This window comes from Roseibium sp., assembly GCF_965229775.1.
In the GTDB taxonomy this organism is placed as follows: domain Bacteria; phylum Pseudomonadota; class Alphaproteobacteria; order Rhizobiales; family Stappiaceae; genus Roseibium.
The window spans coordinates 4,764,287-4,789,300 of sequence record NZ_OZ245929.1 but is presented as its reverse complement, the minus strand read 5'-3'; the positions used below and the strand labels follow the sequence as shown (position 1 = coordinate 4,789,300).

Below are 25,014 nucleotides of genomic sequence, written 5' to 3'. Positions count from 1 at the left end.
TCAGCTCAGCATCGCCCTCGCATCGGCTTCGGGTATCGGCGGCGCGCCGTCGAGACTGACACTCTTGACCATGACGGCCGCCTGCGTGCGATTGCTGACATTCAACCGTCGCAACAGGGCCGTGATATGCGCTTTCACGGTCGCCTCGGCGAGCGACATTTCGTAGGCGATTTGCTTGTTTGGCTTGCCCGCACAAATCAGCTTCATGATGCGGTTCTGCTGCGGCGTGAGGTCGGCGATCTTCTGGGCGATCTCCTGGGACGTCAGGTCCGATTGCGCCGATCTCTTCGTCGGGGTGAATCCGGGCGGGAAAAAGCGAAGCCCTTCCCGGATCTCAAAAAGCGCTTCCTGCAAAACGTTGACCGAGGCGTCCTTGGGAATGAAGCCGGCCGCGCCGGCCGACATGAGCGCGCTGACCGACTCATCCGAGGATTCAGCGGAAATCACGAGGACGGGTACGTCCGGGAGCCGGTTCTTCACCTTCATGAAACCGCTGATACCGGTGGCGTCCGGAAGTTTCAGGTCCAGAATGACCAGATCGGGGCGCAGGCGCGAATTGACCTGCCGCAACCCGTCCTGAAGGGAATTCGCCTTTTTGACCGTTCGGGACTTGAAGAGCCGCTCCAGTGTGGATGCAAGTGCATCGCAATACAGAGGGTGATCGTCAATCACCAGGATCGAACGGATCTGAACGGGTTCCTGCTTCTTGGCACTGATGTTCATGAGACTGTTTCCTCCCAGTCTGGCGAACAAAGTACCTTTTACTTTGCAAAAGTTGCAAGGATAATACTGATAAAAATATCATGACCCACACTGAAACCGATACTTAAGTATTGGTTTGGCTGCACGTTGATTTTATTCACGAAAATTTTGGTTCAATTTAGCCTGCAAGCAATCACTGGATAACGATCATTCTCCTTATTTTGAGATTAATTTCGCGATATTTTAAAATGAATTCATTCTACAGGTGCGAGACTTAACCACGTTTGGCCTGCTGACGTTCATAGTCTTGCCGCTGCGTGATCCTTTGCCGTGTGACGGGATGTGTCACCTTTACCGGTCAGACGATTCACGCAGACGCGATCAAGCCAACGATTTGACGCGAGCGCGCAAGAAAAAATTTCGCAACCTCCGTAAAATAGACATTGTCCATCTCCGCAGGTTCGCGGGGCGGAGACCATCCGCCTTCTCCAACATTAATTTGCTTGGCGTTCGGCGACTGATTATTGGCATGCGGGCCAGATTAATCCGCCTCGATCATTGACGCTGCGGAAAATTCATTTTCTGATTGTTCTGCCGATCACCAAGGCATTGGCGTGTTTCACTTTTTTGACACGCTGCGAATGCGCAGGGGAAGGAATGAGTCATGAAATTCAGGCATAATTTTAACGCGGCCAGACTGGCCGTTTGCGCTTTCGGCGCGCTTGCACTGGCGGATTTTGCGCCGGCTTTGGCGCAGTCGGAAGACAAGCCCAATATTCTCGTCATCTGGGGAGATGACGTCGGGCAGTCCAACATTTCCGCATATACATTCGGCCTCATGGGATACCAGACGCCGAATATCGACCGCGTCGCCAAGGAAGGCATGATGTTCACCGACTATTACGGCGAACAATCCTGCACGGCGGGCCGGTCCTCCTACATCATGGGCCAGAGCGTTTTCCGCACGGGCCTGTCCAAGGTCGGCCTCCCCGGCGCTGATCTCGGCATGCAGGAAGAGGACCCGACAATCGCCGGTCTCCTCAAGGCGCAGGGCTATGTGACCGGTCAGTTCGGCAAGAACCATCTGGGCGACAAGGATGAGCACCTCCCCACCAACCACGGCTTCGATGAGTTCTTCGGCAATCTCTACCACCTGAATGCAGAAGAAGAGCCGGAAAACGAGGACTATCCGGGTGATGCGGTCATGGCCGACGGGCGGACGTTCCGTGAAACCTTCGGCCCGCGCGGCGTCATCAAGTCGTCTGCGGACGGTTCCATTGAAGATACCGGCCCGCTGACCAAGAAGCGCATGGAGACGGTCGACGAGGAAACGATTACCGCTGCAATCGACTTCATCAAGCGCGCCAACGAGCAAGGCAAGCCGTTCTACGTCTGGTGGAACGGTACGCGCATGCATTTCCGCACCCACGTGAAACCGGAAATGCGCGAGCAGGCAAACCAGATCGCCGGGCGGAATGTCGATGAATACACCGCCGGAATGATCGAGCATGACATGCAGGTCGGCCAGCTTCTTGACCTCCTGGATGAACTCGGCATCGCCGACAACACCATTGTCCACTATTCGACGGACAACGGCCCGCACTACAACACGTGGCCCGATGCGGCAGCGACGCCGTTCTTCGGTGAAAAGAACACCAACTGGGAAGGCGGATGGCGTGTGCCCTCCATGGTGCGCTGGCCCGGCAAGATCGAAGCCGGTTCCATTTCCAACGAGATCATGCACCACATGGACTGGCTGCCGACCTACCTGGCGGCTGCCGGTGTGCCGGATATCAAGGAACAGCTGAAGGAAGGCGGCGTCCAGGCGATCGGCCGGGAATACAAGGTCCATCTGGACGGTTACAATTTCCTGCCCGTCCTGCTTGGCGAAGCTGATGAAGGCCCGCGCAGGGAAATCTTCTATTTCTCGGATGATGGCGACCTGACGGCCCTTCGCTACAACGACTGGAAAATGATCTTCATGGAGCAGAAGGAATATGCGACGCTTCGAGCCTGGATCGAACCGTTCACGCCTTTGCGCGTTCCACTCATCTTCAACTTGCGCCGGGATCCGTACGAGCGGTCATACAGGACATCGAACACCTATTACGACTGGTTGATCGATCGTGTCTATCTTCTGGTTCCCGCCCAGCAATATGTCGGTGAGTTCCTGGCGACGTTCCAGGAATTCCCGCCACGCCAGAAAGCCGCCAGCTTCTCGCTGGATCAGGTCATGGACAAGTTGAGCGCGCCCCACGGCGCCCAATAATTCCACAGCAATTGTCAGCCGGCGGCAGCGTGCGTTTGCCGCCGGCGGATCTTGAACATGACGCGAGTACGCGTCCGGTTTTCATGATCGAACATGAGTTATTGCAGGTCGTTTTCCCGGAGAGCGGTATGAAATTTTCCTTGTGTGTTGCCGTTTTGGCTGTTTTGGCGGGACCGGCAATCGCTGACCCACTTCCCTCCTGGCAAGAAGGTGAAACAAAGTCACGGATCATCAAATTTGTGAACGAGGTGACCGACCCGACGTCGGAAACATATGTCACGCCAGCAGACAGGATCGCCGTCTTCGACAATGACGGGACGCTCTGGTCTGAGCAACCTGTCTATTTCCAGCTCTTTTATGCACTTGACCGGCTCAAGGAAATGGCCGCGAAGGACCCTTCCATTCTCTCAAGCGATGTCTTGAAGGCGGCTGCAGCCGGCGACATGGAGACCGTCGCCAAGGCTGGTGAAGACGGCCTCCTTGAAATAGTGATGGTGTCTCACTCAGATCTGTCGGTACAGGAGTTTCAGGCTGATGTTGCCAGTTGGATCGAAACGGCAAGGCACCCGACCAAAGATCTCGCCTATACCGACATGACCTACCAGCCGATGCTGGAACTCTTGAGATATCTGCGGGACGAAGGTTTCGAGACCTATCTGGTCTCCGGTGGCGGCATTCATTTCATGCGCGCGTTCGTCGAGGAAGCCTATGGTGTGCCGCCGAATAATGTCATCGGCAGCGCCGGCAAAACGCGCTACGAGGTCGTCGATGGTGTGCCGACGATCATCAAGGATCCGGGGATCGCCTTCATTGATGACAAGGCTGGAAAACCAATCGGCATCGACAGCAAGATCGGAAAGCGCCCGATTTTCGTTGGAGGCAACTCCGACGGCGACTTCGAGATGCTTGAGTGGGCCACCGCGGGAGAAGGACCAAGTCTCGGCCTGATCGTGCACCATACGGACGGCGAAAGGGAATGGGCCTATGATCGGGACAGCCATGTGGGCAAGCTGGTCAGAGGGCTCGACGAAGCCGAAGCACGCGGCTGGTTGCTTGTCGACATGGCCGAAGACTGGAAACGTATCTGGTCGGGAACCGGCAACTGAGCCCGACCGATACCAGATCTTATTCGCAACCACTCCCCTAAACGATTCACGGACTGTTTCAAATGTCGGAAGCACTTCAACAGGTGCAAAAGCTCAAGGAGCTCATGCAGCGCGCGATTGTCGGACAGGAAGATGTCATCGACCGTCTGATCATCGGATTGCTTGCGAACGGCAATCTGCTGGTCGAAGGATTGCCGGGGCTGGCCAAGACGCGTGCGATCAAGGCGATGGCCAAGAACATGGAAGCGGATTTCAGCCGCATTCAGTTCACGCCTGATCTGCTGCCGTCGGATGTGACCGGCACAGAGGTCTACCACCAGTCCGGCGGGACCGGGACGTTCCGTTTCGAAAAAGGCCCGATCTTTGCCAACATCGTCCTGGCCGACGAGATCAACCGGGCACCGGCCAAGGTTCAGGCGGCTCTGCTGGAGGCGATGGAGGAACGCCAGGTCACGGTCAGCGGCAAGACCCACAAGATGGAGCCGCTGTTCATGGTCATGGCGACGCAGAACCCGGTTGAACAGGAGGGCACCTACCCGCTTCCCGAGGCGCAGATGGACAGATTCCTGATGCATGTGCTGATCACCTATCCGCCGGTGGAGGACGAAATCGAGATCATCCGGCTGGTGCGCGGCGAGGAAACGGCGACCCTCAGTTCCGGAACCGGCGACGGTGGCGGAAAAACTGCGTCTGCTCCGATCGAACAGGACGCCATCTTCAAGGCGCGGTCCGAGATTGCCGCGATCCACGTGTCCGAGGCAAGCGAACGCTACATGGCGGATCTGGTCCAGGCGACACGGACCCCTGACAGGTTCTCCGCGGATCTTGGGCGCTGGATCGAAATCGGGGCGAGCCCGAGAGCCTCGCTCGCGCTCGACAAGTGCAGCCGCACGCATGCCTGGCTGCAGGAACGCGACTATGTCGATCCGCTTGATATCCGGGCCATTGCCCATGATGTGCTGCGCCACCGGCTGAGCCTGAGTTTCGAGGCTGACGGGGACGGTGTTTCCCCCGACAAGGTCGTCGATGAAATCGTGGCGCAGGTCGCGTTGACGTGAGGAGGCCAGAATGCGTGATGCCTCTGCAAGGTCCCGAGCCGGTCTGACTTCGGCCGCAGATCCAGGGCCTGAAGAGATCGATACGAGAGTAAGGGTCAACCTGCCGCATCTGCGGTCTCTCGAAGGCCGGGCCAGGAAGCTCACCCTGCTGCCGCGACAGCCGGTTTCAAGCGTGTTGAACGGACGGCATGCGTCCAGGTTGCGTGGCCGAGGGCTGAATTTCGAGGAATTGCGGGGTTACCTGCCGGGAGACGATCCTCGAACGATTGACTGGAAAGTGACGGCAAGAACGGGCGAAGCCCATGTCAGGGTCTATAGCGAAGAACGCGACCGTCCGGCATTGCTTGTCGTAGACCAGCGCATGTCGATGTTTTTCGGAACCCGGCTGAACATGAAATCGGTGACAGCGGCAGAGGCGGCGGCCCTTGTTGCCTTTCGCGTTCTCGACCAGGGCGATCGTGTCGGTGCCGTCATTTTCGGAGACGGTCATGTCTCCGAATTTCGCCCCAAACGGGGACGGACGGCGGTCAACCGGTTCCTGACGGCACTTGATCGTGCCAACCGGATGCTTCATGCCGAGGCACCGCGAGTCGACCATCCGCTGTTCCTGAACCAGCCGCTCGCCTCGGTCGCCCGCATCGCCCGCCGGGACCATCTCGTTATCGTGATCAGCGACTTCGACGGCCTTGACGCGCGGACCGGAAAGCTCGTCGGCACCATCGCCAGGCACAATGATGTCATTCTGTGTCCGGTCACCGACCCGATCTCGGAAGATGTGCCCAGGAACATGAAGCTTGTCGTCTCCGATGGCGAACTTCAGGTCGAACTTGATACGGGCACGACGGAAGCCCACCGAAAGCTGTCGGACTTCGCGTCGGGCCGCATTGCGGAGATCCTGAAGTGGCAACAGAAATACGGAACCCCCGTGCTGCCGCTCAGCGCCGGCAGTGACACGGTCGACCAGATGCGCCGCCTCATGGGTCTTCGCTCCAGGCGCCGGGAAACTGCCGATGCATGAGGAGTGGAAAGGCCTGAGCCTGGCCGAGTTGATTGACCTCCTGGAGCCCGTCCCGGAACCGGGGCCGATCTCGATGACCCCTCAGACAATGGGCTGGGTCTGGCTGGGGCTGGTGCTGCTGGTGCTTGGCGCCGCACTCGTCGGGATGTTCTTTCGACGTTGGCGCCGGGACGCCTACCGCCGCGCGGCTCTGGCTGAACTCGGAAACATCGCACAGGATGCGTCATCCCTCGCCCATCTCGTGCGGCGGACGGCGCTTGCCGCCTATCCCCGGTCGGCCGTCGCTTCGCTTTTCGGCGACAGATGGCTGACGTTTCTGGACGAAGCCTATGGCGGTAGCGGATTTTCCAACGGCCCGGGAAAGGTGCTTGCAACGGCTCCCTACCAAGAGGAGCCGGTCGGTGAACCCCTCAGACTGCTTGTGAAAGAGTGGATCAAGCGGCACCGAAGAGAGCGTTCGGATGATTGAATTCGACCAGCCCCTCGCCTTCCTGATGCTGCCGTTGCCGCTGCTGGTCTTCTTGCTCCTGCCGGCGCACAAGGAGCGTGTTTCCTCCGTGCGGTTCCCGTATTTCCGCAGCATTGCCTCGGCAGCCGGACAGCAGCCGACATCCGGTTCCGTGGTGATCAGCCGTTCGCGCCTTCAGTCTCTTGCAGCCTCTCTTGTCTGGTGCCTGGTCGTCTGCGCGCTTGCGCAGCCCGTGCGCGTCGGCGATCCGATCGTACAGGAAAAGGCAGCACGCGACGTCATGCTGGCGATCGACATTTCCGGGTCCATGGATCAGGTCGACTTTCCTTCCAGCGACGGCGAACGCGCACAACGGCTCGACGCCGTCAAACGCGTCGTCGGCGACTTCATTTCCGAGCGGGACGGCGACCGGGTCGCCCTGATCGTTTTCGGGTCGAAGGCCTACGTACAGGCGCCCTTCACCGAAGACCTTTCGTCCGTCCGTGCCCTGCTTGACCAGACCGAAGTCGGCATGGCCGGCCCGCAAACCGTCATAGGAGATGCCATCGGGCTCGCAATCAAGACCTTTCAGGCCAGCCAGATCGAGGAACGGCTGCTAATCCTTCTTAGCGACGGAGCCGACACGGGCAGCCGCATGACGCCCATCAATGCCGCAGGCATTGCCGCCAAGGAGGGCATCGACATCGTCACCATCGGTGTCGGTGACCCGGCCGGCACGGGAGAACAGCGGCTGGACGAACAGAGCCTGAAAGACATCGCGAACGCGGCCGGTGGACAGTATTTCTTCGCCAGCGACGAAAATGCGCTGAGCGAAATCTACGCCAGAATAGATGCCCTCGCCCCGCGCGAAGTTGATACGGCCAGCTACCGTCCAAGGGATGCCCTTGGCCCGTACTTTCTCGGGCTTGCAGTCCTGATCGGACTGCTCGCGCTTGGATCGATCGTGCTCGGTTCTTCCTTGAGGAGAACCGCATGACCTTCGATAATCTGGCGCAGGCTCTTTCGCAGTTTCATTTTCTGAGGCCTTGGTGGCTGCTCTCATTGGCGGTCATTGGTGGTCTGTGGTGGTATGCGCGTTTCAGATCGGGGCCGAGGACCGAGATGCCGTCCGTCATCGCACCGCATCTTGCCGCCGCCCTGACGATCGGGGCGGAGAAACGGACCGTTCTGCGGCCCATCGATACGGTTGCGCTCGTTTTGTCGTTGCTGGTTGTCGCGACGGCCGGCCCCACATGGTCGCGGCAACCCAATCCATTGGTGTCCGATGAAGCGCCCCTTGTGATCGCGCTCAAGGTTTCTGAATCGATGATGGAGCCGGATATCCCGCCAACCCGCCTGGAGCGCGCGAAACACAAGATACTGGATCTTTTGCAGGCGCGCGCCGGCGCGAAAACAGGCCTGGTCGCTTATGCCGGCTCCGCCCACCAGGTTGTCCCGCTCACCGAAGATCCCGACGTTCTCAAACCGTTTCTCGAAGGTCTCGACCCAAGCGTGATGCCCGTGAAGGGCAGTGCCGCAGGAAGCGCGCTGCAGCTTGCGCAATCCCTGCTGGACGGTCAGGAGGAGCCCGGTTCGATCCTGTTCATGCTGGATACGCTCTCAAGTGAGGAACAGGCCTCGATTTCCGGAAGGGATCCTGCCAGCGGCGCCTCGCTGAGTTTCTGGGTCTTCAGCAGGGATACGGGTGACCTCCCGCCGGGGCGCGTTGTGACGGTCAGCGCGGACACGCGCGATGTGGAACAAGCCGTCAGGAACATAGACGCGGCCTATCAGGCGGCTCTGTCGCAGGACGAAAAGGCCAAGTGGCGTGATCAGGGCGTCTGGTTCGCGTGGCCCGCCGCGCTGATCCTGCTGTTCTGGTTCCGGCGCGGGTGGTCCATGCGATGGTCGGTGTTCCTGTTTGTCGCGGTGTTGTCACTCCCTGCAGATGACGCACGTGCGGAGGGATGGCGTGACTGGTTCTTCACGCCCGACCAGCAGGGTCGAATGGCCTTCGAGGCAAAGGATTTCGCCAAGGCGGCCGAGCTCTTCACCGATCCCTCCTGGAAGGCCTACGCGCTCTACAAGTCCGGCAAATACGAGGAAGCCGCAAAACTTTATGCCTGGCAGGACAGCTCCGATGCCGCCCTCGGCGAAGGCATGTCGCTGATGAAGTCGCGGTCCTACCGGGACGCCATAGACGCGTTTCAAAAGGCGCTTGACCGCGATCCGGCGAACGAGGCCGCCAGGAAGAACCTGGAGCTCGCCAAGTACATACTGGAGTATATCGAAAGAACCCGGGAGCAGTCCGATACAAGCGAAGAGGCGGGCATCGGCGCTGATGACACCGTCTATGACAACGAAGCCGGCCGCGGCACGGAGACCCAGCAGCAAAGCGGTGAAACGATGCCGGAAACGGCCGAACAATGGATGCGCACCGTCGATACGCAGACCGGCGATTTTCTGAAAAGCCGGTTCGCCCTCGAAAACGCAAGGGGGCCGCAATGACGATCGTCCGGCTGCTGGTCCTTGCCATGTTTCTGATTGCCGTCCCCGTCTGGGCACAGGACGCCCAGATCCCCGAAATCAGGACGTCTCTGGAAAAGGACACCGCCATTCCGGGCCAGCCGTTGATCTACAGGGTCACGGTGCTCGTCCCCACATGGCTCCCCTCGCCGCCCGTTTTTCCGAGTTACGAAACGCCCAACGTCGTTGTGCGGCTGCCGTCGCGGGCATCGGGCCCGACGAGTGAGACGATTAGCGGCGAGACATGGTCCGGCGTGACGCGATCTTACCGTCTCTATCCCATGACGGCGGGCACGTTTCAGATACCGCCCGGCACCATCAAGGTGACCTACGCGGATCCGGACAACCAGCAACCGGTCGTCGTCGACGCCCAGACAGACGGGTTCGAAATCACCGGAGAGATCCCCGAAGGCGCCCAGGGCCTCGACCCGTTTCTTGCCGCGAAGTCGCTGACACTGGAACGGACTGTCAAAGGCACTCCCGAAAGCATGAAAGTGGGCGATGCACTGACCATAACCACGACCGTGAAGGTGACGGGTGTAGCCCCGATGTTCGTGCCGCCGCTCTCCGACGCGGATCCGGGCGACGGGCTGGCCTCTTATCCGAAGGAGCCGGTTCTCGACGAAAAGGAAGACAGGGGCCTGCTTTCTGGCACGAGAAGCGAGGAAACGTCTCTGGTCGCAGAGACCGCAGGTTCGTATGCGATCCCGGAGAAAAGCCTTTCCTGGTACAATCTTGAAAGCGGCAAAATCGAAACCGCCACCGTTCCGGAGATCGCGCTTCAAGTGACGGGCACCGCGGGGGCACAGCCGGAGCAGCAGGCAGATCCGTTCGATTGGCGGGGCCTGTTCGGATGGCTCGTCCTGATCGCGCTTGTCGCCGTTCTGGCCACGGTCGCGTGGCGATTGCTGTCTCCGGGTGCCAAGCGATCAGCAGCGGCACTCAAGGAACGATACTACACGTCGGAAAGCTATCTGTTCCGCAAGTTGACCGCCGCAATAAGACAGCACGACCTCAACGGGACGCTGCAGCGTGCGTCCAGGTGGAAGACCGCCGTTGACGGCAACATTCGATCCGGCGACTGGAAGGATTTTGAGCGGGCAGTTCACGCATGCAGCGCGCTTTCCTACTCACCAGCAAGGCCAAACGGGCGTGAGGATACCGACACCCGTTGGAGACATCTTCTTGAAACCGTTCGAGGCATGCGCCTGAGCCTCCACAGGAAAAGGCAGTCGGAAACGCATGCCCGTCTGCCCGACATCAATCCCCGCTAGATCGGCAGCACTGCCTTTTGCCCAGCCCCGTGTTCCGCAACCGTTTCCATGCCGATTGACGGGTCTCGACCCTAAACAACTTGATTTGCACTCTTTCCTGCGCACCAGGCTCAGCCGGCCTTGGCGGTCTGTCCCATCAGGACCGGAACGACCTGGCTAGGCGGGCCCATCATCGCGATCTGGCCGGAATTGAACACGACCACGCGGTCGGCCATTTTCATGTGGCTTGGACGTTGCGTGTTGATCAGAACGGTGGCCTTGCCATGCAGCTGTCCGATCATGTCCATGAACTTGCGATCACCGTCGAAATCGAGATGCATGCCGGGGTTGTCGAAGAGGTAGAGCGGCACCCTCTTGACGAGCGCCCGGGCAAGCACGATGCGCTGTTTCATGTTGTCCGGAATCTTCTTCAGAACTTCGCTGTTCAGGCGCGTCTCCAGGCCCTCGAAGTTTTCCTCAAGATAGGACAGGAGACCGAGGCCTTCGGCGGTTTCGAAGATCCGGCTGTCACTCGCTCCCGGCTCTGAAAGAAGCAGGTTCTGCTTGACGGTTCCGTAGAAGAAATCGAGGTCGTCAGGTGCGTAGCCGATCCGCGATCGCCATTCGGCCGAGTCCAGCTGGCGAACGTCCAGTCCGTCGAAAAGAATGGACCCGACCTGGGGCTGATAGAGACCCGTGATGGCTTGAAAGAGGGTCGATTTGCCGGAGCCGCTCGGGCCGGTGATCGCGAGCAGTTCACCCTGTTTGACGGTCAGTTCGACGCCTTTCAGCGACGCCTCGGTGGCACCGGGATAGCGCAGCACGAGCGAGGTGATCTTCAGGTCTCCCTGAATGTCGCGGGTGATCCTTGGCAGATAGCCGGGTTCGCGCTCCAGCGGCACCTTCATCAGATTGTCGATCTGCTCGAGCACCGTTCTGCTTTGTGCAAGCTGCGTGATGCTCAGGAAGGCCTGGTTCATCGGGTTGAGAACACGCCAGGACAAGGCCATCGTGGCAATGAGCGCCCCGAGACTCATGTCGCCGTTCATCACCTGCAACGCGCCTATTCCCAGCACAAACACGCCGCAGATCGTCATGAGCGTCTGCGACACCGTCTGCAACTGGTGAGTCAGATTGCGCGCATGGATGTTAGACTTGTTGAAGTTGGCTGACAGGCCGGAAAAGCGTTCGAGCCAGGTATCTTCGACCGAAAGATCCCGGAGGGTACGCTGGTTTCGAAGCGTTTCGATCATGAAACTGTTCAGCTTCGACTTGTGCTCGCCGACCGCGGCCACTTCGCGCTGGACCTTGGGCAACACGTAAACGGCGATGACAGAATAGATGATAAGCAGTGCAAGCGGCGGATAGGCAACAGGCCCGCCGATCAGAAAGATCGCTGCAATGAAGATCAGCGTGAACGGGATATCGACGATCGCGGTGAAAAGCGCGCTTTGAAATATGTCGCGAACGCTGTCGAAATACCGCAACCGCATGACCTGGGTTCCGATCGGGGCTTCGGCAAGCATCGAATAGGGAAGATGCAAAATCCTCTCAAAAGTCTTGTTGCCGACAATCGCGTCGACGCGCCCGCCGAGATAGGACTGCAGGGTGTTCTTGGTCTTGCGCAGAGCCAGTTCGCTCAGGACGATGATGCCAATGCCTGCTGCCATCGTCAGAAGCACCTCGATCGACTTGGCACCCATCGCCTTGTCGTAGATCGCCATGATGAACAATGGCGGCCCCAAAGCGAGAATATTGAGCACGAAGCCGATCGCCAGGATTGAAACGATGCTGGTGCGGAACTGTTTTGACGCCAGTGACGACCAACGGCGGTTGCCGGAAGCGTTCCTGTCCGTTTCCGTCTCTTCCGCGACCGTGTAGACCTCGTGCCGCGCGATGTCCTTCGCCGAGACGATGACGGCTTCACCCTTCAAGCCGGAAAAGGCGCGAAAGTCCCCGCTCTCGGTTTTGGTCGCGAGCACCAGAACGTCGTCGGCCGTCACGCTGATGCACGGAAGTTGCGAAACGGCAATGTCGGCGGGATTGGCGCGGTAGCGGGTGGACGAAACGTTTATCCTGTTCAGGACCGTTCTGAGGTCCTGGATCGACGCGATCCGGTCGAAGTGCGGCAGAGCTTCGAACAGGAGCCGGTCATTGCCCTGCCAGTTCATCTCGCGCAGCAACGGCACAAGACATCTCTCGGCCGGGGTCTTTCCTTCACTCAGCTTGTTGAAGGCCGTTTCGGCGGCTTCGTTTCCCAATTGATCCGACAATTCATTCCATTGACGGTGAACGGGATTGGTCTGCGGGTTCAGGTCCTCAAGATCGAACAGGGCACGGGTCACGCTGAAATCTCCACACTTTGCGGATTGGGTCCGGTTTCCTGCGTGATCTCGTGGATCCTGCCGTCTTCAAGCCGGTACTGGCGGTCGGCGACGGCAAGCATTGACGGGCGGTGCGCAACGATGATGACGGTCAGATGTCCCTTCAAGCGGTAGAGCGCGCTGATGAGTCCCTTTTCAGCCTGCTGGTCCAGCTGTGCATTTGCCTCGTCGAGAATCAGGATTTTCGGCTCCCCCGCCAGCGCCCTTGCGATGCAAATGCGCTGCAAGGTCGAGGCCGGGACCTTTCCTCCGAGATCGGCGCCGAGCTGCGTGTCGTAACCTCTCGGAAGCAGATGGATTTCCTTTTCCAGACCGATCAGTTTAGCGGCCATCCGGGCGCGCGCGATGTCGGAGACCGCGCCGAACATGGTCAGGTTCTCGATGATCGAGCCGTTGAACACAGCCGACCGGCTGTCGACATAGGCAACGTGTTTGCGCAGGGCATGTTTCAACGGACCGGAGAAATCATGCCCACCGACGAGGACGTCCCCGGCAAGAGGCGACAGTTCCCCGGCGAAGAGCTTCATCAAGGTGCTCTTGCCGCTCCCGTCCGCGCCGCTGAAGCCGACAAATTCACCCGGCTTGATCGACAAATTCACATTCGTGAAAACCTGCCGCCGCGCATTCTGGATATCCATCGAGACGTTTATCAGTTCGACTGAACCGACCGGATCCGTCTTCAGTTCCGCCCGTTTTTCGACCGGCGGAAGATCGAACAGTTTTTCGACCTGCGCATAATCATGCTTCAGGCGCTGCATGTCCGTCAGGTGGTTGATCGCGCGAAGAAAAGGTTGCACGAACTGCCCGGACAAAAGCGTACTCGCCGCGACACCGCCGATGCTGAAGCCGTCGTTGATGACCATGACGGCACCGAACAGGACGACGAAGACGGTCGTCAGTGTCGCAAACACCGTCGAGGCGTCGCGGGCCTGCCCCGCCAGAAGCATGTAGCGGGCGCTCAGGTTCGCCGTTTCCTTCTGCAAGCGCTCGAAACGGCGAATCATCAATGCTTCCATCGACTGCGACTTGACCGTCTTGGCGCCAGACAGCACTTCGAGCACGAAATCGGATTTCCGGTCGTCCTGCGCGGCCCGGTCCGCAACCACCTTTTGAAGCACCCGGCTGCGGTGAAGCGCGAACAGGATGAAGACCGCGAGCAGGACAACAGGCACCAGAGCCAATGGTCCGGCTATGAAGACCAGAACCGCGAGGAAAATTCCTCCGGCAGGAAGATCGATTGCGAGCAACCGCCCCTGGTCGCCGTAGTGATCGGCGATGGACTGCAGCGATCTCAGCCGGTGAACCTGAAGTGAGACCGGCGTGCCGGCGAAGTTTTCGGGTTTTGCATCCAGCACGCGCCGGAACAGTTCCTTGTGCGCCTGGTGATTGAAACTTGCCCCCAGTCTGCCGACGACGGCAGCCCGCGCGACCTTGATGAGACCATCGGCGGCAAGAACGCAAACGACCCCGAATGTGAGAACCAGCAATGTGTCCGTCGATGCATTCGGCAGAACCCGGTCATAAACCTGAAGCACAGCGAGCGGCATTGCCAGACCGAGGATATTTGCGAAGATCGAAGCGACCACAACATCCCGGGGAAGTCGCGGAGACGATATCCATTTGCCGCTTGGAGAATGCGCGACACGCATTCTGCGCAGAAAAAAAGATGACAAGAATGATTTCAACATTGACTAACCAGAGTCGTCCCCACGTCCTCACAAGGTGCTCCGGCGGGTTTAAAAAAACGTTTACCTTAAGGGCTTGCGCACGAATATATTTCTGAAATTAAAAAGAATTTTCTCGGAAATTTTTCGCTTTATTAAGGACAACATCGTTCACTCGCATGATGGAAATCGTGTGAGCAGGCGGCCGCATGGCAAAAGACACCGAAAATCGGACCTCCGACAGCAAGCCCCAGGCCAATGATGGCAGCGGGGATTCCAGTTCGACGCTGGGTTCCGACGAATATCTTCATTCCGGCCTTCTCGATTCCAAAGACCGGCATCTCGACAAGGCACACGACTATCACCTTGAACAGGACATGGGCGCTTCCAGCGAGCAGGTGATTTCCAATCTGCACCTGGGCAGCCACCTGGACAAACCCCTGCCGGAGGAAGACCTCAAGGACGGCGCACCCTCGCCCAGTACTGAAGACGGTGCGCAGCCAACAAGGGACGACGCGCCTGTCGCCGCGGGTGCGGCCGACGAGGGCGCAGAGAGAACTGCCGAACCCGGAGCCGACGAGCGCCCCTCCACCGATACGATCGTCAAGAACAGCGGCAGTTCCGCTTCAGCGCCCCTCGTTGAACGGGCAGAGCCGTCAGGCGTCAGCCTCAACGATCCAGCCGCCGTCGATCCCGCGACCGGTCAGCCGGATTCCGAGGCTCAGGCCGCCGCGATTCCGGCAACAGATTCCGTGCCGGTCGCCGGTTCGAACGAGGAACAAGAGCCGGCAACAGAGACGAGTTCCGATTTGTCCGGCGTTTCGGATATCGACAACGATCAGAATGCCGTTGACGAAGATGCCGCGATCGGCGCGCTCACCGGCATTACCGCGAACGCCGAAACAGCCGACGCCTCCGGTGTCACCTATAGCCTGGTTGACGACGCGAACGGCCTGTTTGCCATCGACCCCATGACCGGCGTGGTGACCGTTGCCGGTGAACTGGACGCCGAAACGGCCGGTTCGCACGATATTGTCGTGCGCGCCCTTGCCGCGGACGGTCAATCAAGCGAAGAAACTTTCACGATCGAGGTGGGCGACGTCGATGAGAGCGACATTTCGGCCGTAACGGATGTCGACAGCGCTGCAAACCGGATCAGCGAAGACGCCGGGGCCGGGACTGCTGTCGGCGTCACGGCCCGGGCCACCGACGAAGACGCCACGGCAACCGTCTCTTACGCAGTCGACGATCCCCGTTTCGAGATCGATGCGGACGGCGTTGTCACGCTGGCAGAAGGCGCCGTTTTCGATGCCGACACGGAAGGCGATGTCAGCTTCACGGTAACGGCGACGTCGAGCGATGGCTCCAGCTCGAGCGAAACCTTTTCGATCAGCGTCACGGACATCAACGACGAAACCCCGTCCGATATCCAGCTTTCAGACGCCGATATCGATGAAAACAGTTCCGCTGGAACGGTCGTTGCGAAGCTGTCCGTCTCCGATGCGGATGCAGGCGATACACATGTCTATGAAATCGCGGATGATCCGTCCGGCTATTTCGAGATCGTCGGAGACGAGATCCGGGTCAAGACCGGCGCCCTGCTCGATCATGAAGCGGCGGAAGAGCACACTCTGACCCTCACGGTCACGGACGCGGCCGGTCATTCCTATTCGGAAGATGTCACCATCGCGGTCAACGACATCAACGAGACACCCGGAGATATCGATCTCAGCGCTTCGGTTGCCGCGGCGGATTTCACGGCTTCGGACGGCTATACATCTCCGACAAGTATTTCCGACCTCGGCCTGGAAGCAGACAGGACTGTCGTGACCGTCTCGTTTTCCACGTCCGGCGACGTGGAGACCGCGCAGACACTGTTTGAAACCGGCGGGAACTACTATGGCCTGAACATCGTCATCGAGAACGGCGTCCTCAATGTCTATGCCGGCGAAGGCAACAATGTCGAACTGAGCACGCCTGTCGAGGCCGGGAAAGACTACAATCTGGCGCTTGAACTCAACAAGGAAACGAACACCCTCACCCTGTTGGTATCTGACGAACTGCCTCTCAACGAGATGAACGCGGACAACAGCCTCGCTGACCAAAAGGATGGCTGGACCGATACCGACTGGGACGGGGGCAACAGCATTGGCGTCGGCACACTGGCGGACCACAGCCAGGGGCACGCGGGAGGCGACTTCCTCGGAACCATTGGCGACGACGGCGTTTCGGTCTATGCCGATGCGACCCTCGAGACCTACATGCAGCCGGTTGTTGACGAAAACAGCGCGGGTGGAACGGTCGTCGCGCGGCTCTCGACAACAGATCCCGATGACGGGGACACACACACTTACGAGATCATGAACGATCCGTCCGGCTATTTCGAGATCGTTGGCGACGAAATCCGCGTCAAGGACGGCGCCCTTCTCGATCACGAAACCGCCGACACCCACACGATCACCGTCAAGGTGACGGACGCCGGCGGGTTGAGCCACTCCGAAGAGTTTTCGATCGCGGTCCAGGATGTGAATGAAGCGCCGGCCACGCTTGAACTGGATACGGAAAACAAGGCCGATTTCACCGCCGCCGACGGCTACACATCCAGCACCAGCATCTCAGAACTCGGGCTTGAAACCGACAACAACGTCTTTGCCCTGTCGTTTACGACGGCCGGGGACGTCTCCACGGCACAAACGCTTTTTGAAACGGGCGGCAATGTCTTCGGGCTCAATGTCGTCATCGAAGACGGGCGGCTGAACGTTTACGCGGGCGACAGCAACAATCTTGAACTGAGCGCGGAAATATCTCCCGGCACCGATTACAATTTCCTTCTGGAACTCAGCAAGGATGCCGGCACGATCACGCTGCTTCTTTCGGATACGCTTGCGCTCGACGATATGGATCGGAGCAACAGCCTTGCAGCGCAGCGCTCCGGATGGCCTGACGGCGATTGGGACGGTGGCGACGGTATCGGTGTCGGCGACATTTCAGGACACAGTCAGGGCCATGTCGGCGGAGATTTCCTTGGAGAAATCCACGACGAAGGTCTCTCCGTCTATGCGGATGCGACGCTGGACAACTTCAACACCGCCGCCCTCTCCGAAAACAGCGCAGGCGCCATTGTCGGTGCATTGTCCGTCTCGGATCCGGACAATGACGACGTGCACACCTATGCCGTCTCCGACGACCGTTTCGAGGTCCTCGGCGGCACCTTGAAGCTGAAGGACGGCGTCAGCATCGATTTTGAATCCGACCCGTCCGTCAAGGTCACCGTGACCGCGACCGATCCCGGCGGAGCCTCCATCGAAAAGACCTTCACCGTCGGCTTCGACGATGTCGCCGAAAACCTCATCTTGAATGACGGCGGTGTCGTCTTCACCGATACGGGGGTCGCCGAAACCAGCATTACCGGCGGTTCCGGCAATGACACGATCACCGCGCATGAAGACGGCGGTGTCATTGACGGCGCGGATGGCAACGACACGCTGACCGGCGGCGCCGGAGACGATCAACTTGACGGCGGCGCGGGCGCCGATACGGCGGTCTTCAGCGGCAGCCGCGATGACTACGATATCACCGAGAACCCGGACGGAAGTTTTACGGTCACGGATATGCGCGATGGCGCGCCGGATGGCACGGATACCGTTCGCAATGTCGAGAATTTCCGCTTTTCGGATGGCGATGTTCTCGCTGGCGATCTCATCGCGCAAGATATAACTGCAATCACAGACTCGGATGATGCCGAAAACACGCTCTCGGAGGACGCAGCAGCCGGGTCGCTTGTCGGCGTCACGGCGCATGCCGAAGATCCGAATGTCAGTGACACCGTCTCCTATTCCGTCGACGACGGCCGTTTCGAAATCGATGCGGACGGCACGGTGCGCGTTGCGGAAGACGCGGAGTTCGATGCGGAAACCGAAGGATCGCTTGACGTCGTCGTGACGGCAGTATCGAGCGATGGAACGTCGAGCCAGCAGACATTCACGATCACGGTCGCCGATGTCGACGAGTTCGATGCCTCCGATGTCGAGGACGTTGATGCGTCCCAAAACATCGTTTCCGAAGATGCCGCTTCGGGCACCGAAATCGGGGTCACGGCCTACGCCGCGGACGACGACGTCTCGGACACCGTCACGTATTCGGTCGACGACGAGCGCTTCGAGATCGCTGATGACGGCACGGTTACGGTTGCCGAAGGCGCATCCTTCGATGCTGAAACAGAGGCTTCGGTCGATGTCACCGTCACGGCGGAATCCTCGGACGGTTCGACCTCTTCGCAGACCTTCACCGTGGAGGTCAGAAACGTCAACGACAACGCGCCGACGGATATTCTGATCACGGGACAGCCCGGAAACCTGATCCAGAATGGAAGTTTCGAAGCCTTTGACGTTTCGAACGGGTCCTGGACACACACCAAGTCCGATCCCTCCGGTTCCTGGTCCTCGGAAGGATCAATCGAAGTCTGGAACAATCTCGGCAGCGTCGATGCCACGGACGGTGACAAGCATCTGGAACTCGATTCGGACGGAGGTGTGAATTCGATCTCGCAGTCCGTCGAAACGACACTTGGGCAGGTCTATGACCTGTCCTTCGATGCAATGGCGCGGTCAAGCTCCGAGACCAGCACGGTCGAGGTCTACTGGAACGACGAACTGATCTCGCGGTTCGATCCGGAGACCGGCGACTGGGCGTCAATGGACCTTCAGGTTGTCGGCACCGGTGGGGAAGATGTTCTCGAGTTCCGCGAAACGGCGGAAGACAACAACAGCTACGGCGCGCTGCTCGACAACATTTCCCTGACCCAAATTCCGCTGACCATTGCCGAAGGCGTGAATGGCGCGGTGGTCGGAAGCGTCTCGTCCACCGACGCGGATGTCAGCGACAAGCACACCTATTCCGTCTCGGACAACCGCTTCGAGATCGTCGCAAACGGCATCGGCTTGATGGTGCTGAAGCTCAGGGACACCGAGAGCCTTGATCGCGAAAGCGCCGACAGCGTCACGCTGACCGTGACGACAACCGACTCAGGCGGCCTCTCCTATAGCGAAGACGTGACCGTCTTCATTTCCGACATCTCGGAATATTCCGTCTCGGCGATTACGGACGAGGATGGGGCTGCCAACATCCTGAGTGAAGATGCGGGCGCGGGTGAAGAGACCGGCGTGAGCGTTGCCGCGACGGATGACGACGCAACCGATACCGTCTCCTATACGGTCGACGACGACCGCTTCACCGTTGCCGATGACGGGTCGGTTACTGTTGCGGAAGGTGCGACGTTCGACGCAGAAACCGAAGCAACCGTCAACGTCACCATCACCGCGACCTCCAGCGACGGATCGACGTCGTCCGAAACTTTCGAAATCGCGATCGCAGATGTCGACGAAATGGACGTGTCCGCCGTCACGGATACGGATGCTTCGGTCAATTCGATTGCAGAGAGCGCCGCAGCTGGCACCGAAGTCGGTATTACCGCGTCAGCGTCCGACGGAGACGTCAGCGATGCCGTGTCCTATTCGGTCGATGACAGCCGTTTCGACATTGCCGCCGACGGCACGGTGACCGTCGCCGACGGAGCGACGTTTGACGCGGAAACGGAGGGAACGATCGATGTAGTGGTGACGGTCACGTCGACCGATGGCTCCGCGTCCCAGGAAACCTTCACGATCACGGTCGCCGACATCAACGAGTTTGCGGTTACAGCCGTCACGGACACGGACAGCAGCGCCAACACGATTGCCGAGGATGCGGCCGAGGGAACGACGGTCGGCGTGACTGTAGCGGCCGCCGACGACGATGCGTCCGACACGGTGACCTACACCGTCGATGATGCGCGCGTCGATGTCGCGGCCGACGGCACGGTCACCGTTGCTGCAGGCGCTTCCTTCGACGCGGAAACGGAAGCTTCGATCGACGTCACGGTCACGGCTCATTCCTCGGACGGATCGACATCCGAAGAAACCTTCACAATCGATGTGGCCGATGTCAACGAAACCGGCGTGTCCGCTGTTGCGGATACGGACGCTTCCGCCAACACGATTTCCGAGGACGCGGCCGAGGGAACGGCGGTTGGCGTGACGGCATCAGCCGCCGATACCGATGTCACCGACACGGTTTCCTATACCGTCGACGATGCTCGCTTCGATGTCGCCGCCGACGGCACAGTCACCGTTGCTGCGGGAGCCTCGTTCGACGCGGAAACGGAAGGCTCGATCGACGTCACGGTCACGGCTCACTCCTCGGACGGCTCAACGTCTGAAGAAACTTTCACAATCGACGTATCAGACGTCAACGAAACCAGCGTTTCCGCGGTCACGGACACGGACGGCAGCGCCAACACCATTGCCGAGGATGCAGCCGAGGGAACAACAGTCGGTGTGACGGCATCGGCCACCGATGCCGATATCACCGACACGGTTACCTACACTGTTGACGATGCGCGCTTCGACGTCGCTGCCGACGGCACGGTGACTGTTGCCGCAGGTGCGTCGTTCGATGCGGAAACGGAAGGCTCGATCGACGTCACGGTCACGGCTCACTCCTCCGACGGCTCAAGGTCTGAAGAAACCTTCACGATCGACGTATCCGATGTCAACGAAACCGGCGTTACCGCCGTCACGGACACGGACGGCAGCGCAAACACCATTGCCGAGGATGCGACCGAGGGAACAACCGTCGGTGTGACGGCATCGGCCGCCGATGCCGATATCACCGACGCGGTGACCTACACCGTTGACGATGCGCGCTTCGATGTCGCTGCCGACGGCACGGTCACGGTTGCGTCCGGTGCTTCGTTCGATTTCGAAACCGAACCGACCATCTCTCTCACGATCACGGCCACCTCTTCTGACGGAACGAGCTCGCAGGACGTCGTCGAGATCGCCGTTTCCGATGTTGCCGAGACATTCAGTCTGCAGCCCGGTCAAACCGTTTTTGTCGATGAAGGTGTCGCCGAACCGGAGATCCACGGAACGGACGCAGCGGAAACCATCACCGCGCATGACGACGGCAGCAAAATCTTCAGTGGCGGCGGCGACGATACCATCCACGGCGGCAAGGGCGATGACCACATCGAGTTCGGCACAGGCGCCGATACGGTTTACGGCGGCGACGGCGACGACTTCATCGACGATGAGATGGGAACAAGACCCAACACCGAAGCAAACCTGCTGGATGGAGGCTCCGGCAACGACACCATTTATGGCGGCGGCGGCGACGACACGCTTCTCGGCGGCACCGGAAACGACAACCTCTCCGGCGAGGAAGACGACGATACGCTCCAGGGCGACGCCGGTAACGACCGGATTTCCGGCGGCAGCGGCACCGACACCGCCATCTATTCCGGAGACCGCGACGACTACGACATCGTTCAGAATGCCGACGGGTCCTACACGATTTCCGATACGCGCCCGGATTCGCCTGATGGGACGGATACAGTCCATGACGTGGAGATCTTCACCTTTGCCGACGGTAACGTGCTGGCCGGCGACCTGATCGCGGAACGGGTCAGCGCCGTGAGTGACACGGACGCATCGGACGACGCGATCTCGGAAAACGCGGCGGCCGGAGACAGCGTCGGCGTCACGGTCAGCGCCGAAGACTCCAATGTATCCGATAGCGTTTCCTATTCCGTCGATGACGCCCGCTTCGAGGTGGCGGACGATGGTACAGTCACTGTCGCAGCCGGCGCGGAATTCAACTACGAGACAGAGCCGAGCATTGATGTCGTCGTCACGGCAACCTCGACGGACGGTTCGACCTCCGAGGAAACTTTCACAATCAACGTGGCCGATGTCGCCGAAAGCATGGAACTGGCGGACACCGGCGTCACGATGACCGATACCGGGGTTGCGGAAAGCTCCATCACGGGTGGAACCGGCAACGATACCATCACCGCACATGACGATGGCGGCGACATGGATGGGGGCGACGGCACGGACACCATCATCGGCGGTGCCGGTGACGACACGCTGGACGGCGGCGCAGGCGCGGACAACGATGCCCTGCAGGGCGGCGAAGGCAGCGATACCTACATGCTTCACGGCGACGGCCGGGCGGACATCATATCGGACACCGGCACGACGGGAACGGACCGGATCGTTCTTTCCGAGAATACCGGCACCGAGTTCGAGCTGGAAGATACCTTCAATGCGGCGACCCAGGGAATCGAGGAAATCGACGGAAGCGGCGTCTCCGGCGAAACGCTGAGAGCACAGCGCAGCGATTCCCAGATCGACTGGGACTTCACCGGTGTCGAACTGACCGGCGTGGACCAGATCGAAGGTCGGGACCGGGATGATGCCATTACCGGATCGACGAGCGACGACAACATCATCGGCGGCGCTGGCAACGATACACTTGCGGGAAGCGAGGGTGACGACACCATCGACGGCGGCACGGGTACGGACACGGCCCGTTTTTCCGGCAATCTTTCGGACTACACCGTTTCCGAGAATGCCGGAACCGTCACGATCGTTGACACCCGGCCCAGTTCACCCGACGGAACGGATACGCTCACGAATGTCGAAAATTTCGAATTCGCCGACGGCACCTATTCACTCGCCGACATCGTCAATCTGGCACCGACCGACGTTACCCTCACCGCCAATGAAAGCCTATCGATCACTGAAGTTGTCGGCGGCGATGCGGTGGTCACGGGCGAGATCGTTTCCGACGGGTTCGGCAACCAGTCGGTCGATCACTGGTCAATCAGTCACGATGGCGGCGACCTGACCATCGACGTGCTGGCCGGGGGATATGAATCAGGCAGCCTCGACAGCCAGATCTATCTTTACCGGGACAATGGCGGCGGTGATTTCACCCTCGTTGCCAGCAATGATGACGGTGCCGCAGGCAGTGACGGCAGCACCTCGTCCTATGACAGCTACCTGAGCCAGACCGGTCTTGAAGCCGGAACCTACATGGTTGTCATCGGAAGCTATCCTCTCGATAGCGGCGAAGCGCTGGATAGCGGATCTGACTATCCGACGTCCGGTTCATCGACCGGACCCTACCAGATCACGGTCAGCGGCGACGCCACCATCACCGGCCTCACCGAACATCCGGTTTCCGGAGGAGACTGGGGTGACCCGGGCAGCAATGCCGTCATCGTCTCGAATGGTGCCGGGGAAGAGACCATCGCAGCAGGCTCAACGCTGACCGGCATTGAGTCAGTCGCCGACGAAAACAGCGGAGACACGTTCCATTTCAGTTTCCTGGACGACGGCGACGGCGCATTCCAGATAGATTCGAATACCGGGTCTGTTTCGCTCGCGCGCGAACACGATGCGAGCACGGCGAAAAGCGACACGGTCACGGTTCAGGTCGCAGATGCCGAGGGGGCTACTTTTGACAAGACAGTCGGGATAGAACTTGGCACGACGGACGCCGACACGATCGTCGGTACGGATGAAGACGACGTCGTTTTCGGGTTCGGTGGAAATGACAGCATCGATGGCGGCGCAGGCAACGACATGCTGGTTCTGTCCGGGAACCAGGCCGACTATGCGATCTACGACAATGGCAACGGCAGCCACACCATCGTGGACACGCGTTCCGGGTCGCCGGACGGCACCAAGACGATCAGCAATGTTGAAGAGTTCACTTTCGCGGATGGCAAGGTTGCCGCCGGTGACCTGTCACTCAGCAGCGAAATCACGCTGCTTGATTCAAACTCGACCGGCAACCAAATTCACGAAACCGCAGACGCGGGGTCGGAGGTCGGCATATCCGTCTCCGCACTCACACCCGGCGATGGCGCCCTCACCTATGCGCTGAGCGACGACCGCTTCAGCATCGACGCGGATGGTGTCGTGACGATCGCCGATCACGCTTTCTTCGACAGTCAGGTGGAAAGCTCGATCGATCTCACCGTCACGGCCACGGCCGCGGATGGCAAGGAAGCGTCCGAGACCTTCACCGTCAACGTGAACGGCACTTACAGCTACGAAATGACCGGCGGTCTCGCCGACGGAAGTTTCACCGGCACGGGCGACCGTTCGTATTCCGTCGACGGCGTCGGAGGCAACGACACAATCACAACCGGCGACCACAATGACCGCATCGAAGGCGGATCGGTGGCGGGAAATGACCTGATTACCGGCAATGGCGGGCGCGACCTCCTGTTCGGAGACGGTGGTAACGACACGATATCGGGTGGTTCCGGCGACGATATCATAGTCGGCGGTACCGGAGACGACACGCTTTCCGGCGGTGACGGGTCGGACCTGTTCATGCATGGCCTGGGTGACGGCAACGATGTCATCGAAGGCGGTGCAGGCACGGCCTGGACCGACGTTATCGACCTTGGCGGCGGACCGGGCGTGACAGCAGCCGGCGAGTACGGTACCGACTGGACCGTGACGATCACCAACGGCTCGGTTGAAAAGACCGACACCGAGAACGGCAGGCTGGAGCTCTCGAAAGACGCCGAAGGGACCATCGATTTCAGCGATGGAAGCAAGATCGACTTTGCCCAGATCGAGGAGATTCGCTGGTAGGCGAGCCAGGTGCCGACGACTATCGGCGCACATACAGATAAGCCCGGTCGGTTCGACCGGGCTTTTCTTTGCAGACTTCGCCGCGCATTG

At 59.7% G+C, this 25,014-nt stretch carries 12 protein-coding genes; 9 read left to right on the top strand and 3 right to left on the bottom strand.

The features are described from left to right. Complete coding sequence (locus tag ACO07N_RS21525; protein WP_421982991.1) at positions 1–723, bottom strand: response regulator; 723 nt, start codon at positions 721–723, stop codon at positions 1–3. Between the two features lie 643 nt (positions 724–1,366). On the opposite strand from ACO07N_RS21525, the gene ACO07N_RS21520 reads away from it, so the two are divergent. The 8 genes from ACO07N_RS21520 (at position 1,367) to ACO07N_RS21485 (ending at position 10,401) form a co-directional block, all read left to right on the top strand. Continuing rightward, positions 1,367–2,971 (top strand): arylsulfatase, encoded by a 1,605-nt coding sequence (locus ACO07N_RS21520; protein ID WP_421982990.1) that lies wholly within the window; start codon positions 1,367–1,369, stop codon positions 2,969–2,971. A gap of 239 nt (positions 2,972–3,210) precedes the next feature. Continuing rightward, positions 3,211–4,077, top strand: a complete 867-nt coding sequence (locus tag ACO07N_RS21515; RefSeq protein WP_421982989.1) for an HAD family hydrolase — start codon at positions 3,211–3,213, stop codon at positions 4,075–4,077. A 62-nt stretch (positions 4,078–4,139) separates the two neighbouring features. Continuing rightward, positions 4,140–5,135, top strand: coding sequence for an AAA family ATPase (locus ACO07N_RS21510; protein WP_421982988.1), 996 nt, complete (start codon positions 4,140–4,142; stop codon positions 5,133–5,135). A gap of 10 nt (positions 5,136–5,145) precedes the next feature. Next, positions 5,146–6,153 carry a DUF58 domain-containing protein gene (locus tag ACO07N_RS21505; protein ID WP_421982987.1) on the top strand — a complete coding sequence of 336 codons (1,008 nt, stop codon included), beginning with the start codon at positions 5,146–5,148 and terminating at the stop codon, positions 6,151–6,153. Further along, positions 6,146–6,622 (top strand): DUF4381 domain-containing protein, encoded by a 477-nt coding sequence (locus ACO07N_RS21500; protein ID WP_421982986.1) that lies wholly within the window; start codon positions 6,146–6,148, stop codon positions 6,620–6,622. Before ACO07N_RS21505 ends, ACO07N_RS21500 begins: the two co-directional genes overlap by 8 nt. Next, positions 6,615–7,598: a VWA domain-containing protein gene (locus ACO07N_RS21495; protein WP_421982985.1), complete on the top strand. Its 984-nt coding sequence runs from the start codon at positions 6,615–6,617 to the stop codon at positions 7,596–7,598. The genes ACO07N_RS21500 and ACO07N_RS21495 overlap by 8 nt, the downstream gene beginning before the upstream one ends. Beyond that, entirely contained in the window at positions 7,595–9,109 is a 1,515-nt protein-coding gene (locus ACO07N_RS21490; protein ID WP_421982984.1) for a VWA domain-containing protein, read from the top strand. The genes ACO07N_RS21495 and ACO07N_RS21490 overlap by 4 nt, the downstream gene beginning before the upstream one ends. Next, positions 9,106–10,401, top strand: a complete 1,296-nt coding sequence (locus ACO07N_RS21485) for a BatD family protein (protein WP_421982983.1) — start codon at positions 9,106–9,108, stop codon at positions 10,399–10,401. The genes ACO07N_RS21490 and ACO07N_RS21485 overlap by 4 nt, the downstream gene beginning before the upstream one ends. Before the next feature lie 110 nt (positions 10,402–10,511). Here ACO07N_RS21485 and ACO07N_RS21480 read toward each other — a convergent pair whose 3' ends face one another. Further along, entirely contained in the window at positions 10,512–12,725 is a 2,214-nt protein-coding gene (locus tag ACO07N_RS21480) for a peptidase domain-containing ABC transporter (protein WP_421982982.1), read from the bottom strand. Beyond that, positions 12,722–14,437: a peptidase domain-containing ABC transporter gene (locus ACO07N_RS21475; RefSeq protein ID WP_421982981.1), complete on the bottom strand. Its 1,716-nt coding sequence runs from the start codon at positions 14,435–14,437 to the stop codon at positions 12,722–12,724. Before ACO07N_RS21475 ends, ACO07N_RS21480 begins: the two co-directional genes overlap by 4 nt. 200 nt (positions 14,438–14,637) lie before the next feature. On the opposite strand from ACO07N_RS21475, the gene ACO07N_RS21470 reads away from it, so the two are divergent. Beyond that, on the top strand, positions 14,638–24,924 hold the full coding sequence (locus ACO07N_RS21470; RefSeq protein ID WP_421982980.1) for a cadherin domain-containing protein: 10,287 nt from the start codon (positions 14,638–14,640) through the stop codon (positions 24,922–24,924). Positions 24,925–25,014 lie beyond the last annotated feature (90 nt).